This window comes from Pseudomonas sp. GW821-FHT10C09 (assembly GCF_059415465.1).
This window is the reverse complement of the sequence record NZ_JBWKNG010000006.1, coordinates 1-16,400: the sequence shown is the minus strand read 5'-3', so window position 1 is coordinate 16,400 and position 16,400 is coordinate 1. Positions and strand designations below refer to the sequence as shown.

Below are 16,400 nucleotides of genomic sequence, written 5' to 3'. Positions count from 1 at the left end.
GACGGAAACTTACTCGGTGACGGCAGGAATCTTGCGCGGTGCCATGAAGTACATCCAGGTCAGGGCAATGAAGTACATCGCTGGAATCAGGGTGAACAGCACGGTGTAGTTGTTGTTGGTGACGGTCAGGATGTGGCCGACCAACTGCGTCATGAACATCCCGCCGATGGCTGCGCACATGCCGCCAAAACCGAACACCGTGCTCATCATGTGTTTAGGCGTGTAGTCCATGACCAGGCTCCAGATGTTCGCGGTCCAGGCCTGGTGCGCGCCGATAGCCAGGGAGATTGCAAATACCGCGACCCACAGGCTGCTCGAACCCGCCGCCATGATCACGCCGACGATGCAGCAGGCGAACAGGAACATCGACATCAGCCGCGCCTTGATCGGATTCATCCCGCGACCGATCAGGAACGAGGAGAGGATCCCGCCACCGACGCTGCCGAAGTCGGCGGTCAGGTAAATGATGATCAGCGGAATCCCCATCTGGGTCACGTTGATCCCCAGGTTGTATTGCTGATTGAGGAACGGCGGCAGCCAGTACAGGTAGAACCAGAACACCGGCGCGGTCATCGAGTAGGCGAGGGCGAAGGCCCAGGTGCCACGCATGCGCAGGATTTTCGAGAACGGCACGCGAGCTTGTTCCGGTTCGACTTCTTTCTGGATGTAGTCCAGTTCCGATTGTTTGACGCTCGGATGATCTTCCGGGTTGAAGTATTTCAAACCCCAGAACAGCAACCAGATCCCGCCCAGTGCCGACATGCACAGGAACGCGGCCTGCCAGCCCCATACGTGGAGGATCAGCGGCAGCAACATCGGGGTGAACATCGCACCGACGTTGGTCCCGGCGTTGAAGATGCCGGTGGCCACGGCGCGTTCGCCGGCCGGGAACCACAGACGCGTGGTCTTCACGCAGGCCGGGTAGTTGGCGGCTTCGGTCAAGCCAAGGATGAAGCGGCAGACCATGAAGCCGACGGCGGAAGTGGCCAGGCCGTGAGCGCCGGTGGCAATGCTCCAGAGCAGCACCGCGCAGAAGAACACGCGCTTGACGCCGACCCGGTCGATCAACCGGCCCTGCAGCACGAAACCGATGGCGTAGCCGACCTGGAACCAGAAGTTGATGTTGGCGTAGTCCATCGCCGTCCAGCTCATTTCCTTGGCGAGGATGGGCTGCATGACGCCGAGGGCGGCGCGGTCGATGTAGTTCAGGGTCGTCGCGAAAAACACCAGCGCCAGCATGCCCCAACGGGTTTTGCCGACGGCCATGGCGCCGCGGATCTTGTCGCCGATGCCGCTGCTGGCAGGCGTCATGGAGGCGTGCTCCACGGGAGAACTTTGAGAAGGAGTCATGTAGTCCACCGATTATTTTTATGTGGTGTTCTGGGTCTTTGGTAACCGAGCCCGACGGTGCATGACCGGTCTCAATGTGGAGTCGATGTTGCGCAGTGGACAAAAAATCGTCAATTCACCAATGGCCATTGTGTTCGATAATCGAACACAAAACTAACCGGGTAGTACACTTTAAATTGCTGTACGAGTTCGTCCAGCCAATAATTCTCCCCACGTTAAACGCAGACATAAAGCGTGCGATATCGATAACAAGACTGTCTCCACCACCGGGAGTCGAAACATGCAGCGTTCCATTGCCACCGTGTCCTTGAGCGGTACCCTGCCGGAAAAACTCGAAGCCATTGCCGCCGCCGGTTTTGACGGGGTGGAGATTTTCGAGAACGACCTTCTCTACTACGACGGTAGCCCACGGGAAATCAAACAGATGTGCGCCGATCTCGGGATCGCGATCACGCTGTTTCAACCCTTTCGGGATTTCGAGGGATGTCGCCGTGACCGACTGCCGCGCAATCTGGAACGCGCTGAGCGCAAGTTCGACTTGATGCAGGAACTGGGCACGGACCTGGTGCTGGTGTGCAGCAATGCTTCTGCCGATTCCATCGGCGATGAACAAATCCTCGTCGACGACCTGCGCCTGCTCGCCGAACGTGCCGGCGTGCGCGGGCTGCGAATCGGTTATGAAGCGCTGGCCTGGGGCCGGCATGTGAACACTTATCAACAGGTGTGGAACATCGTCCGCCAGGCCGATCACCCGAGCCTCGGTGTCTTGCTCGATAGCTTTCACACGCTGTCGCTCAAGGGCGATCCAAGCGCCATCGCCGAGATTCCGGGCGACAAGATCTTCTTCGTGCAAATGGCCGACGCACCGATCCTCGCCATGGACGTGCTGGAGTGGAGCCGGCATTTCCGCTGCTTCCCCGGCCAGGGAGAATTTGATCTAGCGGGTTTCCTCGCGCCGATCATCAAGAGTGGCTACACCGGCCCGCTGTCGCTGGAAATCTTCAACGACGGTTTCCGCGCTGCGCCGCCACGGGCCAACGCCGCCGACGGTTTGCGTTCGTTGCTGTACCTGGAAGAGAAAACCCGCCAACGCCTGGCGCAGGAAGCTCAACCGGCACCCAACCTCGACATCCTGTTCGAGACACCCACCGCCAGCGAATACAACGGCATCGAGTTTCTCGAGTTTGCGGTGGATGAAAGCCTCGGCGCCAAGCTCTCCCATTGGCTGGAACGGCTGGGTTTCGTCAAGGCCGGGCAGCATCGGTCCAAGAGCGTGAGCCTGCTGCGTCAGGGTGATATCAACCTGATCCTCAATTCCGAGCCTTACTCGTTTGCCCACAGTTTTTTTGAAGCGCATGGCCCCTCGCTGTGCGCCACCGCCGTGCGGGTCAAGGACAGCAGCAGCGCGCTGGCCCGAGCCGTGGCTTACAAAGGCCAGCCGTATCGTGGGCTGGTCGGCCCCAATGAACTGGAATTGGCAGCTGTGCGCGCACCGGACGGTAGCCTGATCTATCTAGTGGATCAGGAGGCCGATGTCTACGGCACCGACTTCAACCTGTACCCGGCCGCCGTTGCCAGTGGCGGGCTCAAGCGTATCGACCACATGGCCATGGCATTGCCTGCCGACAGCCTCGACAGTTGGGTGCTGTTCTACAAGAGCCTGCTGGATTTTGAAGCCGACGACGAAGTGGTCCTGCCTGACCCGTATGGCCTGGTTAAAAGCCGTGCGCTGCGCAGCCGCGACAGTTCGATTCGCTTGCCGTTGAACATTTCCGAGAACCGCAACACCGCAATCTCACACGCGCTGTCGAGTTATCGCGGCTCCGGTGTGCATCACATCGCGTTTGATTGCGATGACATCTTTGCGCAAGTCAGCCGTGCGAAAGAGGCGGGCGTGCCGTTGCTGGACATCCCGCTCAATTACTACGATGACCTCGCCGCGCGGTTCGACTTCGACGATGAGTTCCTCAGCGAACTGGCGTATTTCAACGTGCTGTACGACCGAGATGCCCAGGGCGGCGAACTGTTTCACGTGTACACCGAGCCGTTCGAAGGGCGGTTCTTCTTTGAAATCATTCAGCGCAAAAACGGCTATGCCGGTTACGGCGCGGCCAACGTCGCGGTTCGACTGGCGGCGATGGCCAAATCCCGCAGCGGTGCCATTCGTCAGGCCAAGTTGTAGGAAAATCGTAAACACCGGGACAAACCGCTGCCACGCGGCTTCCTTCACTGTGCGCAGCGGCCCATAATCGCCAGCTTGTGCAGTGATGGCCGTGAGCCCGCAATGACAATGACTTCAGAACGCTCCGCAGTGCCCGTCGAACCGATCGCCGAGCCCCGCAAGAGCCGTAAAAACAACCCGGAAAAGACCCGCGAGAACATCCTTCAAGAGGCGATTGTCGAATTCGTCCAACAGGGGCTTTCCGGTGCTCGCGTCGATGCAATCGCCGAGCGTATCCACACCTCCAAACGCATGATCTATTACTACTTCGGCAGTAAGGAACAGCTCTATGTCGAGGTGCTGGAAAAGCTCTACGGCGACATTCGCAACACGGAAAACCGCTTGCACCTGACCGAGCTGGCGCCGGTGGAGGCGATTCGGCGTCTGGTGGAATTCACCTTCGATCACCATGATCACAACGTCGATTTCGTGCGCATCGTCAGCATCGAGAACATTCACAACGCCGAATACGTGAAGCGCTCCGATGCGATCAAGGCGATGAACAATACGATCCTCGATGCACTGGGCGAGATTCTGCGTCGTGGTGCCGAAGAGGGGCTGTTCCGCGCAGGGCTAGTGCCGCTGGATGTGCATCTGCTGATCAGTTCGTTCTGCTTTTATCGCGTGTCGAACCGTCATACCTTCGGTGAGATCTTCCAGATCGACTTGCCGGACGAAGCCATCAAGCAGCGCCATCGGGCGATGATTTGCGAGTCGGTGTTGCGTTACTTGCAGGCCTGATATCAGGTGAGGGGCTTTCGCCTCACTGCAGCCCCTCACCGCATCCCCTCAGTCGTTCATGCTCTGAAAGTGCGCGAGCATTCGCTGCGCATCCGGCACCACGCCGCTGAACAATTCAAACGCCTTCACCGCCTGAAACACCGCCATGTTGCCGCCATCCAGCGTGCGGCAACCGAGCGCGCGGGCGTTGCGCAGCAGTTCGGTTTCCAGCGGGAAGTAAACGATCTCCGCCACCCACAAGGCTGCGCGAAGCAACTCGACCGGCACCGGCATGCCCGGCAGTTTTTTCATGCCCATGGGCGTGGTGTTCACCAACCCGTCCGCTTGGGCCATTGTGCTTTGCAGATCATGCCCGGCCACTGCACGGCCAACACCGAAATGTTGATTGAGATTGTCTGCCAACGCCTGCGCGCGGCTGATCTCCACGTCAAAAATGCTCAGCAGTTGTACGCCTTCGCTCAACAGCGCGTGGGCCACTGCCGCGCCTGCGCCGCCGGCTCCCATTTGCACGACGCGCGCTCGGGCAGCGTCCTTCAAGCCACGGCGAAACCCTTCGGCAAAACCCAGGCAGTCGGTGTTATGGCCGATGCGTTTACCGTCCTTCAACACCACCGTGTTCACCGCGCCGATGCCGCGGGCTTCCGGCGACAGTTCGTCGAGCAGCGGGATGATCGCCTGCTTGCACGGGAAGGTGATGTTCAGCCCGGTGAAGTTCATTCGTTCGGCGGCCATCAGCAAGTCGGGCAGGGCGCTGCTGTCGAGCTTCAGCTGATCCAGGTCGATCAGGCGATAGAGGTAGCGCATGCCCTGCGCTTCGCCTTCATGCTCGTGCAGCGCCGGTGTGCGGGAGGCTTGAATTCCGGCGCCGATCAGCCCGGCCAATACGCTGTGGTGCTGAGTCATCGTGTTCACCCCTTCAATTTCAGACTGAAATGTTCCAGCGCCAGGCGATAACCATGGCTGCCGAAACCAGCCAGCACGGCAGTGGCGATGGCCGAGACAAACGAGTGATGCCGGAAAGGCTCGCGAGCATGGACGTTCGACAGGTGGACTTCGATCACGGGCAGTTCGCTGGCGACGAGGGCGTCACGAATCGCCACCGAGGTGTGAGTCCATGCGGCGGGGTTAATCACAATCCCTGCGCAGCGACCGCGAGCGGCGTGAATCCAGTCGAGCAATTCGCCTTCGTGGTTGGTCTGGCGAAACTCCACGGCCAGGCCGAATTCTTCAGCGGCACGTGCGCACAGCGCCGAGATGTCTGCCAGGGTTTCGTGGCCGTAAGTCGCCGGTTCGCGGGTGCCGAGCAGGTTCAGGTTCGGGCCGTTGAGCACCAGAACGATAGGGGGCATCGAGGGTCTCTCCACTTATTATTTTTGGAATCGGCTGTAGGTTTCAGCCTGTGGAGATAAATTGTACTAGCTGGTTAGTTTGGTCAATTGAAGAGACGTCCCGAAGGGGATTTGTGTGCGGTGATCGGACGGCTTCGCTGTTTAGCGAGGCAGGTGCTCAACCAGAAAGTCGATAAAAGCGCGCAACCTCAGGGGCACATGGCGGCTTTGCGGATACAGCAACGTGAACGGTCGCGAGCGGCCGCTGTAAGGCTTCAACACTTCTACCAGCGAGCCATTGGCCAATTCGTTTTCGACGATAAACCGATACGTCTGAAACAGCCCCGCCCCGTGTTTTGCCAAGGTCACGCCACCGAGCACATCGTCAGAGCAACTGAAACTACCCTCGGCGAGAATCTCCCGCGGTGCGCCATTGTCATTGAACAGCCAGGCGATCCGCCGGCCGCTGCTGGGCAGTTCGTACTGGATGCATTCGTGTTGTGCGAGATCGTCGAGTGTTTGCGGGACGCCTGCGCGCTTGAGGTAATCAGGACTGGCAATCATCACCAGCGCGGCGTCCTCCAGGTGTCGGGCGATCAGGCCTGAGTCCGGAATGGCCCGCACGCGAATCGCCATGTCATAGCCTTCGCCGACGAAATCGATGTTGCGATTGCTGATGTGCGACTCGACCTTCACGTCAGGAAAGCGCGCCCGAAACGTCGGCAGCAACGGCAAGATCCGGTGGTGTGCATAAGTCGTGGGAATGCTGATGCGCAAGGTGCCGGACGGTTGCTGCTGCTGGCCCATGACCTCGCGCTGAGCCTCGACCAGCTGCGCCAGTGCCTGACGACACTCTTCGTAGTAACGGCGCCCGCTGTCGGTCAACTTGACGCTGCGGGTGGTGCGCGCAAACAGCCGCACGCCCAGGCGCTCTTCCATGCGAGATACCGAGCGGCTGACCGCGGCTGGCGTCACGCCCGCCACCAGTGCGGCGGCCGTAAAGCTGCCGGCCTCGGCGGCGAGGCAAAACAACTCGATACTGCCCAGCTGAAGATCATCAAAGACACGCTGCATGATTGATTACACCGGGGATCAAATGAGGGACGCAATGGCGTCACTGTAGATGAAATCACCGTGGCAGTGCTTTACTGGCGCGGCGTCTTTTTTCATAACCGGACAGGAGCAGCATCATGCCTTTCGTCAGCGTGCGTATTACCCGTGACGGTGTTACCCGAGAGCAGAAAGCCCAGGTCATCGCCGAAATCACCGAGACGTTGCAACGTGTCCTCGGCAAACCTCCAGAGTTGACCCACATCGTGATCGAGGAAGTGGACAAGGATAACTGGGGACATGCGGGCCTGACCGTTACCGAGCACCTGAAGCCCGCAGATTGATGGATTACAGATCAATACAGCCGCCCTCGTGGCGGCTTTTTTGTGGGCGCAGTGAAAGGATTGCTTACTATTTTGGCGCCGTCATGGGCGAGTCAAAAAACGTTCAAGCGCTAGGCTGAAACCAGTCGATCATCAAACAGATCAACCGCCAATTATCGGGTTCTTCAAGGAATGGAGAATCTTTGCACTCTATAACCTAACGGATGGGTTAGCATGAACGTATGTCGCTACAAGGGCTTTTCATTGGTCATCATGTTGCGCGATGAACATTGCCCGCCGCATGTCCATGTCGATGCACAGGCGTGGAGCGCACGCTTCAAGTTCAGTTTCTGGCACAACGGCGTGGAGCTCTGGGATGTCGTTCCTCATTCACAGCGCCCCCCTTCAGCTGTACTCGAGGGATTGCGCCAGGCGCTGCGGCAACCGGTGCATTTACGGCGAGCACGCGGCATCTGGTGGAGCAAATTGCGCACCGCCTGTCTCGATAATCAGTTGTGGGATTGGGAGGGCAATGAAGTGGTCGTGATGAAACGAATCGCCAGCACCACTTATTTGATTGGCTCGGCCAGTTACGAGCCCGACGTAAACAAAACGCTGTTGTCCCTGACGGGGGCTGCCGAGGGAGTGGAAATCGAATTATGAAAACCATACAAGCGAGCATTCAGGCGGATCGCCCCGTCACCGAAGAAACGCTGGAACAGGCCATTCAGCGAGGCGAGTTGAGCCGTCGCAGCGGTTTGAATGCGAGAGCCGTGGCGTGGACCGGGCATTGCCTGGTCATCAGCTTCGAGGACGGCAGTGGCGTGCTCCTGCCGGCGAAAAATTACCCGGAGTTTGATGGGTTTGACAATGAGGATTTCGCCGACTTGAAAGTGGGCTTTTCGGGAACCGCGCTCTGCCATGAAGGCAGTGATTTGCAGGTGTCTATCGCCGGTTTGATTTCCGCGAGCAAGCCATTGATGGACATGGCCTCATCCGTTATCGCCTCGCGCAATGGGCGCCAGAGCAGTGTCGCCAAGGCCGAGGCTGCGCGGGCCAATGGCAAAAAGGGCGGGCGCCCGCGCAAGGTCGACACGGCACTTTGATTCGCCCACAAAAAAGCCGTCGTCATGACGGCTCGTTTGTATTGGCACCAGCCATCAACGACGGGTCAACAACACCCCGGATTCCATGTGATGCGTCCACGGGAACTGGTCAAACATCGCGCACTGAGTGATGCGATGTGTGTCGTGCAACTGGGCGATGTTCGCCGCCAGCGTTTCCGGGTTGCAGGAAATGTAGAGGATGTTGTCGAAGCGGCGGGTCAGCTCGCAGGTGTCCGGGTCCATGCCGGCGCGGGGCGGGTCGACGAACACGCTACCGAACTCGTAGCTCTTGAGGTCGATGCCGTGCAGACGACGGAACGGGCGGACTTCGTTCAGCGCTTCGGTCAGCTCTTCGGCGGACAGCCGCACCAGGGTGACATTATCTACGGCGTTTTCGCTGAGGTTGCTCAGCGCTGCATTGACCGAGGTCTTGCTGATTTCGGTGGCCAGCACTTTGCGTACGCGAGTCCCAAGTGGCAGGGTGAAGTTGCCGTTGCCGCAGTACAGCTCGAGCAAATCGTCCGGGCGATCACCCAGGGCGTCGTAAGCCCAGTTCAGCATCTTCTGGTTCACGGTGCCGTTGGGCTGGGTGAACGCGCCTTCCGGCTGGCGATAGCTGAAGGTGCGACCGCCGACTTCAAGCTGCTCGACCACGTAATCGTGACCGATCACTTCGCGTTTGCCTTTCGAGCGACCGATGATGCTGACGTTCAGGTCGGCAGCCAGTTTCGACGCGGCTGCATGCCAGTGTTCGTCCAGCGGGCGGTGATAGCACAGGGTAATCATCGCATCGCCGGCCAGGGTGGTCAGGAACTCCACCTGGAACAGTTTGTGGCTCAGGGCGGCACTGGCTTTCCATGCCGCCTTGAGCTGCGGCATCAGTTCGTTGATGCGCAGACTGGCAATCGGAAATTCTTCGATCAGGATCGGCGTGCGTTTGTCTTCCTGGGAAAACATCGCGTAGTGCCGCTCCCCGCCTTCACGCCACAGGCGGAATTCGGCGCGCAGGCGGAAGTTCTTCAGCGGAGAGTCGAACACCGCCGGTTCTGGCGCATCGAACGGGGCCAGCAGGTCACGCAGGCGCGTGACCTTTTCTTCGAGCTGAACGGCGTAGGCCTGGGAATCAAAAGTCATGCGTTGAACCAACCCAACTTGATCACGAACAGGATCGACAGAATCACCAGCGCCGGATTCAGCTCACGGCCACGACCGGACATCAGCTTGATGGCGGTCCAGGAAATGAAACCGAAGGCGATGCCATTGGCGATCGAATAAGTGAACGGCATCGCCAGCGCGGTGATCACCACCGGTGCGGCAACGGTGATGTCGTCCCAGTCTATTTCGGCCAGGCCGGAGGTCATCAGTACGGCGACGAACAGCAGGGCCGGTGCCGTGGCAAATGCAGGAACGCTAGCCGCCAGTGGCGAGAAGAACAGCGCCAGCAGGAACAGGATCGCCACCACGACGGCGGTCAGGCCGGTGCGGCCGCCCGCACTCACGCCAGCTGCGGATTCGATGTAGCTGGTGGTGGTCGAGGTGCCCAGCAGCGAACCGGCCATGGCCGCGGTGCTGTCGGCGATCAGGGCGCGGCCCATTTTCGGCATGTGGCCGTCCTTGCCCATCAGGCCGGCGCGCTTGGCGACGCCGATCAGGGTGCCGGAGTTGTCGAACAGGTCGACAAACAGGAAGGCGAAAATCACGCTGACCAGACCGATGTCCAGGGCGCCTTTGATGTCCAGTTGCATGAAGGTCGGGGCCAGCGATGGTGGCATCGACATCACGCCGCCGAACGGGGTGAAGCCCATCACGATGGAAATGATGGTCACCACCAGAATGCCGATCAGCACGGCACCGCGTACGGCCAGGGCTTCGAGGGCAACGATCAGGGCAAAACCGAGGGTCGCGAGGATCGGGGCCGGTTGTTTCAGGTCACCTAGGCCGACCATGGTCGCCGGGTTGCTGACCACGATACCGGCGTTGTGCAGGGCGATCAGCGCCAGGAACAAGCCGATACCGGCGGCAATCGCCGAGCGCAGCGGCAGCGGGATGCTGTTGATGATCCATTCACGGATGCGGAAGATCGACAGCAGGAAGAAGCACACTGCCGAGATAAACACCGCACCCAGCGCCACTTGCCAGGTGTGGCCCATGTGCAGGACCACGGTGTAGGTGAAGAAGGCGTTCAAGCCCATGCCCGGCGCGAGCGCAATCGGGTAGTTGGCGATCAGGCCCATGATCGTGGAGCCAATTGCCGCGGCCAGACAGGTGGCGACGAACACCGCGCCCTTGTCCATGCCGGTCTCGCCGAGGATGCTCGGGTTGACGAACAGAATGTAGGCCATGGCCAAGAAAGTCGTGACGCCCGCCAGAATCTCGGTCCGCACGTTGGTGTTGTGTGCCTTGAGTTGAAACAGCCTTTCCAGCATGTCTGCTCCCCGTGGCGCGCCCGGCGCCGTGAATGTATCGACCTCAACAGCAAAGCACAGACCGCTGAACGCGCCTGGGAAATTACTGTGGGCCGGAAAAAGCCGCGCATCATACCAGCAGCGTGGGGTTATGGCTGCTTATGGCTGCGATCGTCGTCGATGTTTTGCCGTCAAGCGAAGTGAGCCATACTGCGCGCTGGTTTTGGGGGTAGTTATGTATTGCATGAAAACGCGTGGGATCGCTGCTATTGGCGTCGTGGTTGCCTTGCTGTTGGGCGCGCAGAACGCCTCGGCGGCGATGGCGCCAGCGTTGAGCCAGCTGAAAGTGCTCAAGGTCGAATCGCCCGGTTGCGGTTTTGAAGACATCGCCGAGGGGCAGGACCAGACGCGCTGCGACCACAGCGGACCGCACATCAAGGTCTACGTGCTGGAGGTCGGCTATGGCCGTCAGGCGTATGTCGCATTGGACGGGTTCGAAGTGAACGGCACCCGCACGCCGGTTTGTGCATTTGATACCGGTAATCTGACGGAGTGTACCGTCGGGAGAAAAACCGTCGGCTATCTGTATGTCCTGGACCTGGACGGCAAGCAGAGCGGCAACTTCACCTTCAGCGACACCTCGATCAACCCGCCGGGCAACACGATGTCGACGCAGCTCTATATCAAATAACGGCAGCAAGTAACGGCTGCACTCGAACAAGCGTCAGGAAAGCTGACTACGCTTTAAAGATCATCCTGTGGATCGCACCCATGACCTTTAGAGCTTTGATTACCCTCGCCGAGGGCATCGATGACCTGCAAACAGTGACCCTGGTCGATGTGTTGCGCCGCGCCAACGTTGAAGTGGTGGTGGCCAGCATCGAGGGGCGGCGCATGCTCACCTGCGCCCGTGGCACCCGGCTCACGGCCGATGCCATGCTCGTTGATTTGCTGGCCCAGCCGTTCGACCTGATCGCCTTGCCGGGCGGCGCAGTCGGCGCGCAACACCTGGCGGCCCATCAGCCCCTGCAACAACTCATGAAGGATCAAGCCGCCGCCGGACGCTTGTTCGCGGGCATCGCCGAAGCGCCGGCGGTTGCGCTGCAACAGTTTGGTCTGTTGCGTCAGCGGCGCATGACGTGCCTGCCCTCGGCCAGTCATCAGCTGTTGGGCTGCAACTTTGTCGACCAACCAGTGGTGGTCGACGGCAACTGCGTGACCGCCCAGGGTTCCGGGGCGGCTTTGGCATTTGCCCTGACACTGGTGGAACAACTCTGCGGCAAAGCCACGCGCCTGGCGGTGGCGGGGGAGTTGCTGGCTTAAAAGCCGGTCAGACCTTCACTTCCTCCACCGGCACATGCATGCGGTCGCGATTGGCCAACGTCGGGAACAGCTTCACCCAGGCCCCGGTGACCACCAGCGTGCCGATCCCGCCCATGACCACCGCTGGCACGGTGCCGAACCAGTGGGCGGTCAGGCCGGATTCGAATTCGCCCAACTGGTTTGAAGCGCCGATGAACAGGCCGTTCACGGCGCTGACCCGGCCGCGCATTTCGTCCGGGGTTTCCAGTTGTACGAACGAGGCGCGGATCACCATGCTGATCATGTCGGCCGCGCCCAGTACCACCAACACCGCCAGCGAGAACCAGAACGAGGTCGACAGCCCGAAGGCGATTGTGGCGACGCCGAACACACCGACGGCGGTGAACATCACCCGTCCGACGTTGCGTTCAACCGCGAACCGCGCCAGGAACAGCGACATCAACAGCGCGCCGACGGCCGGCGCAGAACGCAGCAGGCCCAGCCCCCACGGGCCGGTCAGCAGGATGTCTTTGGCAAACACCGGCAGCAGCGCCGTCGCGCCACCGAGCAAGACCGCAAACAGGTCCAGCGAGATCGCCCCGAGAATGTCCGGGCGACTGCGAATGAAGCGAATGCCCGCCAGCAGCGAATCCAGCGTTGCCTTCCCCTTGTTCAGCGGCGTCTGCCGGGCCGGCAGGTTGAGCATCAACCCGCAGGCAATGATGTAGAGGATCACGGTCGGGCCATACACCCAGACGCTGCCGAAGGCGTAGAGCAAACCGCCGAGCGCCGGGGCGACGATGGTGGCTGACTGCTGCGCCGATTGGGCGGCGGCCACCGCGCGGGGAAACAGCGCACTGGGCACGATGCTCGGCAGCAGGGCCTGAGTGGTGGGCATTTCGAAGGAGCGCGCGGCGCCGAGCAGGAACGCGAGGATGAAGATCATTTCCCGCGTGACGTGATCGGTGGCACTGCCAATGGCCAGTGACAGGGCGATCAACGCTTGCAGCGACTGGCAGATCGCCGCGACCTTGCGCCGGTCATAACGGTCCGCGACGTGCCCGGTGTGCAGCATGAACAGCACGCGCGGGGCAAATTCCACCAATCCCACCAGGCCCAGATCGAGCACGTTGCCGGTCAGCTGGTACAGGTTCCAGCCAATGGCCACGGTGAGCATCTGAAAACCACTGGCGGTGAACACCCGAGCCAGCCAGAACGCGATGAAAGGACGGTGATGACGTAACAGCAAGGGCTCTTGGCTGGGCATCTGCGGGGAAATCTGGGAGAGGGAAGGGCGAGGTTATCACCAACCTGTAACCAGAAGTTGCAGGCGCCGAAAATATACTTAGCTAGACACCGATCGCAAAAACACCCAATTCCCCCTGTAGGAATGAGCCTGCTCGCGATGGCGTCGTATCAATCGATACCCCTGTGTCTGACACACCACTTTGCGAGCAGGCTCGCTCCCACAGGGGAAATGTTGCGACGCATGTCAAAGGCCATGAGGCAACTTGTCACGCGGCAAAAGACCACGCGGTTCATCCCCGGAAATGGGACTACTCTTTCAACGTTGATTGATCCAGATCAAAACCCCTAAGGAATTGATCCGGCGGCCACCAGGCCAGACTCCCTGCGTTGTGAGGCTTTCAATAAAAAGAACGAATTCGAATTCGCCGCACTCCATACCCGTGGGGCCGTTGGGTGCAGGCTTCCAGCCAGCAGCCGTATTACCTGACAGAGGAAGACTTATGTTCGGTTTAGAGGCACTTGATCTCGCCCGAATGCAGTTCGCGTTTACCATCTCTTTTCACATTCTGTTCCCGGCCATCACCATTGGCCTGGCGAGTTACCTGGCGGTACTCGAAGGTCTGTGGCTGAAAACCCATAACGACACCTACCGCGACCTGTATCACTTCTGGTCGAAGATCTTTGCCGTCAACTTCGGCATGGGGGTGGTCTCCGGGTTGGTGATGGCATATCAGTTCGGCACCAACTGGAGCCGTTTTTCGGACTTCGCCGGATCGGTAACCGGGCCGTTGCTGACCTACGAGGTGCTGACCGCGTTCTTCCTCGAAGCCGGTTTCCTTGGCGTCATGCTGTTTGGCTGGAACAAGGTCGGGCGCAAGCTGCACTTCTTCGCCACAGTCATGGTGGCCATCGGCACGCTGATCTCGACCTTCTGGATCCTGGCGTCCAACAGCTGGATGCAAACGCCCCAGGGTTTCGAAATCGTTAACGGTCAGGTGATTCCCACCGACTGGCTGGCGGTGATCTTCAACCCTTCATTCCCGTACCGCCTGATGCATATGGCGACGGCGGCGTTCGTCGCCACCGCGTTCTTCGTCGGCTCTTCGGCGGCCTGGCACTTGCTGCGCGGCAAGGACAACCCGGCGATCCGCACCATGCTGTCGATGGCCATGTGGATGGCCTTGATCGTGGCGCCGATTCAAGCCGTCATTGGTGACTTCCACGGCCTCAACACGCTCAAGCATCAGCCGGCGAAAATTGCCGCAATCGAAGGTCACTGGGAAAACATCGGCGACGAACCGACCCCGTTGATCCTGTTCGGCTGGCCGGACATGAAAGCCGAGAAGACCAGATTTGCCGTCGAGATTCCGTATCTGGGCAGCCTGATTCTCACCCACTCGCTGGACAAGCAAGTCCCGGCGCTCAAGGAATTCCCGCCTGAAGACCGGCCCAATTCGACCATCGTGTTCTGGTCGTTCCGGATCATGGTCGGCCTGGGTTTCCTGATGATCTTCACCGGGTTGTGGAGCCTGTGGCTGCGCAAGCGCGACAGGCTCTATACCTCGCGACCGTTCCTTTACCTGGCGTTGTGGATGGGGCCGTCGGGCCTGATCGCGATCCTCGCGGGTTGGTTTACCACCGAAATCGGCCGTCAGCCGTGGGTGGTCTACGGACTGATGCGCACGGCGGATGCTTCCTCCAACCATAGTTTCATGCAGATGAGCATCACGTTGATTCTGTTTGTGGTGGTGTATTTCGCGCTATTCGGTGCGGGCCTGGGCTACATGATGCGCCTGGTGCGCAAAGGGCCGAAGATCGACGAAGGCAAGGAAACCAACGATGGTGGGCCTGGCAAGAAACGCACACCGGCCCGTCCGCTGTCCGCCGCTGACGATGATGGTGCCGACAGTGACCACAGCCTGACCAAGGAGATTTGAGTCATGGGTATTGATCTTCCGCTGATCTGGGCCGTGATCATCATCTTCGGCATCATGATGTACGTGGTCATGGACGGCTTCGACCTGGGGATCGGGATTCTCTTCCCGTTCATCCCGGGCAAGACCGACCGTGATGTGATGATGAACACCGTCGCCCCGGTCTGGGACGGTAACGAAACCTGGCTGGTACTGGGCGGCGCTGCGTTGTTTGGCGCCTTCCCGCTGGCCTATTCGGTGGTGCTTTCGGCGTTGTACCTGCCGCTGATCCTGATGCTGATCGGGCTGATCTTCCGCGGCGTGGCTTTTGAGTTTCGCTTCAAGGCCCGCGACGACAAGCGCCACCTCTGGGACAAGGCATTTATCGGCGGCTCCGTCACCGCGACCTTCTTCCAGGGCGTGGCGTTGGGTGCCTTCATTGATGGATTGCCGGTGGTCAATCGACAGTTTGCCGGTGGTTCGCTGGACTGGCTGACCCCATTCACCCTGTTCTGCGGTGTGGCGCTGGTGGTGGCTTATGCGCTGCTGGGTTGCACGTGGCTGATCATGAAGACCGAGGGCAAGCTACAAGAGCAGATGCACGACCTGGCACGGCCGCTGGCCTTCGTGGTGTTGGCGGTGATCGGTATCGTCAGTATCTGGACGCCTTTGGCCCACGCTGAAATCGCCGCCCGCTGGTTCACCCTGCCCAATCTGTTCTGGTTCATGCCAGTGCCGATTCTGGTGCTGGTGACCATGTATGGCTTGATCCGCGCCGTCGCTCGCAATGCGCACTACACGCCGTTCCTGTTGACGCTGGTGCTGATCTTCCTCGGCTACAGCGGTTTGGGCATCAGCCTGTGGCCGAACATCGTGCCACCGTCGATCTCGATCTGGGACGCCGCCGCACCTCCGCAAAGCCAGGGCTTCATGCTGGTGGGCACGTTATTCATCATCCCGTTCATCCTGGGCTACACCTTCTGGAGCTACTACGTGTTCCGCGGCAAGGTCACCCACGAAGACGGTTATCACTGACACTGTGGGAGCGAGCGTGCTCGCGATGGCGTCCTGACAGGCGCCATCGATCTACCTGAGGATCGATGCAATGACCGGTAAACATTCCCTGCACGACATTGAAGAAGCCGAAAAAAAACCGCTGTTGCAGCGGCTTGGATGGCTGGCCCTGATCTGGGCCGGTAGCGTCGGCGCCCTGTTTATCGTGGCCAGCCTGATGCGCATGTTCATGAATGCGGCAGGCCTGACCACACACTGAAGATCTCATCCCGTTGCCTTGGAGGCACGGATTCACAACCCTCCCGCGCGGAGGGTTTTTTTTGGTTCTTCACGGATTACCGGGAAAGACGCTCTTGATCTTCATGAAAAAGAATTCGCTATCCCGGTAACCGTACGCCA

The 16,400-nt window shown here is 59.9% G+C and carries 17 protein-coding genes; 10 read left to right on the top strand and 7 right to left on the bottom strand.

What is annotated here, in order from left to right; translation table 11 throughout:
• Positions 1-9: 9 nt before the first annotated feature.
• Positions 10-1,311, bottom strand: a complete 1,302-nt coding sequence (locus AC07N8_RS07250; RefSeq protein WP_483843005.1) for an MFS transporter — start codon at positions 1,309-1,311, stop codon at positions 10-12.
• 319 nt (positions 1,312-1,630) lie between these two features.
• On the opposite strand from AC07N8_RS07250, the gene quiC reads away from it, so the two are divergent.
• Together quiC and AC07N8_RS07240 are read left to right on the top strand one after the other, a co-directional pair.
• On the top strand, positions 1,631-3,532 hold the full coding sequence (quiC, locus tag AC07N8_RS07245; RefSeq protein ID WP_493142801.1) for a 3-dehydroshikimate dehydratase QuiC: 1,902 nt from the start codon (positions 1,631-1,633) through the stop codon (positions 3,530-3,532).
• 102 nt (positions 3,533-3,634) lie between these two features.
• On the top strand, positions 3,635-4,312 hold the full coding sequence (locus AC07N8_RS07240) for a TetR/AcrR family transcriptional regulator (RefSeq protein WP_483843003.1): 678 nt from the start codon (positions 3,635-3,637) through the stop codon (positions 4,310-4,312).
• Positions 4,313-4,360: 48 nt separating this feature from the next.
• Here the strand turns inward: AC07N8_RS07240 and AC07N8_RS07235 are convergent, their stop codons facing one another.
• From AC07N8_RS07235 to AC07N8_RS07225, 3 genes are all read right to left on the bottom strand, one after another.
• Positions 4,361-5,215 carry a shikimate dehydrogenase gene (locus tag AC07N8_RS07235; RefSeq protein ID WP_483843002.1) on the bottom strand — a complete coding sequence of 285 codons (855 nt, stop codon included), beginning with the start codon at positions 5,213-5,215 and terminating at the stop codon, positions 4,361-4,363.
• Positions 5,216-5,220: 5 nt separating this feature from the next.
• Positions 5,221-5,661, bottom strand: coding sequence for a type II 3-dehydroquinate dehydratase (aroQ, locus tag AC07N8_RS07230; RefSeq protein ID WP_483843001.1), 441 nt, complete (start codon positions 5,659-5,661; stop codon positions 5,221-5,223).
• A 141-nt stretch (positions 5,662-5,802) separates the two neighbouring features.
• Complete coding sequence (locus tag AC07N8_RS07225; protein WP_493142799.1) at positions 5,803-6,714, bottom strand: LysR family transcriptional regulator; 912 nt, start codon at positions 6,712-6,714, stop codon at positions 5,803-5,805.
• Between the two features lie 116 nt (positions 6,715-6,830).
• On the opposite strand from AC07N8_RS07225, the gene AC07N8_RS07220 reads away from it, so the two are divergent.
• From AC07N8_RS07220 to AC07N8_RS07210, 3 genes are all read left to right on the top strand, one after another.
• Positions 6,831-7,034 carry a tautomerase family protein gene (locus tag AC07N8_RS07220; RefSeq protein ID WP_493142797.1) on the top strand — a complete coding sequence of 68 codons (204 nt, stop codon included), beginning with the start codon at positions 6,831-6,833 and terminating at the stop codon, positions 7,032-7,034.
• A gap of 213 nt (positions 7,035-7,247) precedes the next feature.
• Entirely contained in the window at positions 7,248-7,676 is a 429-nt protein-coding gene (locus AC07N8_RS07215) for a DUF4160 domain-containing protein (RefSeq protein ID WP_493142795.1), read from the top strand.
• Entirely contained in the window at positions 7,673-8,119 is a 447-nt protein-coding gene (locus tag AC07N8_RS07210; RefSeq protein ID WP_493142793.1) for a DUF2442 domain-containing protein, read from the top strand. The genes AC07N8_RS07215 and AC07N8_RS07210 overlap by 4 nt, the downstream gene beginning before the upstream one ends.
• A 54-nt stretch (positions 8,120-8,173) precedes the next feature.
• On the opposite strand, the gene trmA is transcribed toward AC07N8_RS07210, so the two are convergent.
• Both trmA and AC07N8_RS07200 read right to left on the bottom strand, forming a co-directional pair.
• Entirely contained in the window at positions 8,174-9,253 is a 1,080-nt protein-coding gene (gene trmA, locus AC07N8_RS07205; RefSeq protein WP_483842997.1) for a tRNA (uridine(54)-C5)-methyltransferase TrmA, read from the bottom strand.
• A complete protein-coding gene (locus AC07N8_RS07200; protein ID WP_483842996.1) occupies positions 9,250-10,545 on the bottom strand; it encodes an NCS2 family permease in 1,296 nt (431 codons plus the stop codon). Before AC07N8_RS07200 ends, trmA begins: the two co-directional genes overlap by 4 nt.
• 223 nt (positions 10,546-10,768) lie before the next feature.
• Here AC07N8_RS07200 and AC07N8_RS07195 point away from each other — a divergent pair, with 223 nt between their 5' ends.
• Positions 10,769-11,215: a DUF4879 domain-containing protein gene (locus AC07N8_RS07195; protein WP_483842995.1), complete on the top strand. Its 447-nt coding sequence runs from the start codon at positions 10,769-10,771 to the stop codon at positions 11,213-11,215.
• 80 nt (positions 11,216-11,295) lie between these two features.
• Positions 11,296-11,847, top strand: coding sequence for a DJ-1 family glyoxalase III (locus AC07N8_RS07190; RefSeq protein WP_483842994.1), 552 nt, complete (start codon positions 11,296-11,298; stop codon positions 11,845-11,847).
• Positions 11,848-11,854: 7 nt separating this feature from the next.
• Here the strand turns inward: AC07N8_RS07190 and AC07N8_RS07185 are convergent, their stop codons facing one another.
• The gene (locus AC07N8_RS07185) at positions 11,855-13,093 is read right to left on the bottom strand and encodes an MFS transporter (RefSeq protein WP_123433484.1); all 1,239 of its coding nucleotides are present in this window, start codon (positions 13,091-13,093) and stop codon (positions 11,855-11,857) included.
• Between the two features lie 481 nt (positions 13,094-13,574).
• Between AC07N8_RS07185 and AC07N8_RS07180 the strand changes: the two genes are divergently transcribed.
• From AC07N8_RS07180 to AC07N8_RS07170, 3 genes are all read left to right on the top strand, one after another.
• Entirely contained in the window at positions 13,575-15,011 is a 1,437-nt protein-coding gene (locus tag AC07N8_RS07180; protein WP_493142790.1) for a cytochrome ubiquinol oxidase subunit I, read from the top strand.
• A gap of 3 nt (positions 15,012-15,014) precedes the next feature.
• Positions 15,015-16,022: a cytochrome d ubiquinol oxidase subunit II gene (gene cydB / locus AC07N8_RS07175; RefSeq protein ID WP_109786316.1), complete on the top strand. Its 1,008-nt coding sequence runs from the start codon at positions 15,015-15,017 to the stop codon at positions 16,020-16,022.
• Positions 16,023-16,092: 70 nt separating this feature from the next.
• Positions 16,093-16,260 carry a DUF2474 domain-containing protein gene (locus AC07N8_RS07170; RefSeq protein WP_123433487.1) on the top strand — a complete coding sequence of 56 codons (168 nt, stop codon included), beginning with the start codon at positions 16,093-16,095 and terminating at the stop codon, positions 16,258-16,260.
• The last annotated feature ends 140 nt before the right edge of the window (positions 16,261-16,400 follow it).

What these genes read in the sequence shown, in the direction of transcription:
- AC07N8_RS07250 (WP_483843005.1), bottom strand. Translation starts at nt 1,311, where the DNA reads ATGACGCCTGCCAGCAGCGGCATCGGCGACAAGATCCGCGGCGCCATG.
- quiC (WP_493142801.1), top strand. Translation starts at nt 1,631, where the DNA reads ATGCAGCGTTCCATTGCCACCGTGTCCTTGAGCGGTACCCTGCCGGAA.
- AC07N8_RS07240 (WP_483843003.1), top strand. Translation starts at nt 3,635, where the DNA reads ATGACAATGACTTCAGAACGCTCCGCAGTGCCCGTCGAACCGATCGCC.
- AC07N8_RS07235 (WP_483843002.1), bottom strand. Translation starts at nt 5,215, where the DNA reads ATGACTCAGCACCACAGCGTATTGGCCGGGCTGATCGGCGCCGGAATT.
- aroQ (WP_483843001.1), bottom strand. Translation starts at nt 5,661, where the DNA reads ATGCCCCCTATCGTTCTGGTGCTCAACGGCCCGAACCTGAACCTGCTC.
- AC07N8_RS07225 (WP_493142799.1), bottom strand. Translation starts at nt 6,714, where the DNA reads ATGCAGCGTGTCTTTGATGATCTTCAGCTGGGCAGTATCGAGTTGTTT.
- AC07N8_RS07220 (WP_493142797.1), top strand. Translation starts at nt 6,831, where the DNA reads ATGCCTTTCGTCAGCGTGCGTATTACCCGTGACGGTGTTACCCGAGAG.
- AC07N8_RS07215 (WP_493142795.1), top strand. Translation starts at nt 7,248, where the DNA reads ATGAACGTATGTCGCTACAAGGGCTTTTCATTGGTCATCATGTTGCGC.
- AC07N8_RS07210 (WP_493142793.1), top strand. Translation starts at nt 7,673, where the DNA reads ATGAAAACCATACAAGCGAGCATTCAGGCGGATCGCCCCGTCACCGAA.
- trmA (WP_483842997.1), bottom strand. Translation starts at nt 9,253, where the DNA reads ATGACTTTTGATTCCCAGGCCTACGCCGTTCAGCTCGAAGAAAAGGTC.
- AC07N8_RS07200 (WP_483842996.1), bottom strand. Translation starts at nt 10,545, where the DNA reads ATGCTGGAAAGGCTGTTTCAACTCAAGGCACACAACACCAACGTGCGG.
- AC07N8_RS07195 (WP_483842995.1), top strand. Translation starts at nt 10,769, where the DNA reads ATGAAAACGCGTGGGATCGCTGCTATTGGCGTCGTGGTTGCCTTGCTG.
- AC07N8_RS07190 (WP_483842994.1), top strand. Translation starts at nt 11,296, where the DNA reads ATGACCTTTAGAGCTTTGATTACCCTCGCCGAGGGCATCGATGACCTG.
- AC07N8_RS07185 (WP_123433484.1), bottom strand. Translation starts at nt 13,093, where the DNA reads ATGCCCAGCCAAGAGCCCTTGCTGTTACGTCATCACCGTCCTTTCATC.
- AC07N8_RS07180 (WP_493142790.1), top strand. Translation starts at nt 13,575, where the DNA reads ATGTTCGGTTTAGAGGCACTTGATCTCGCCCGAATGCAGTTCGCGTTT.
- cydB (WP_109786316.1), top strand. Translation starts at nt 15,015, where the DNA reads ATGGGTATTGATCTTCCGCTGATCTGGGCCGTGATCATCATCTTCGGC.
- AC07N8_RS07170 (WP_123433487.1), top strand. Translation starts at nt 16,093, where the DNA reads ATGACCGGTAAACATTCCCTGCACGACATTGAAGAAGCCGAAAAAAAA.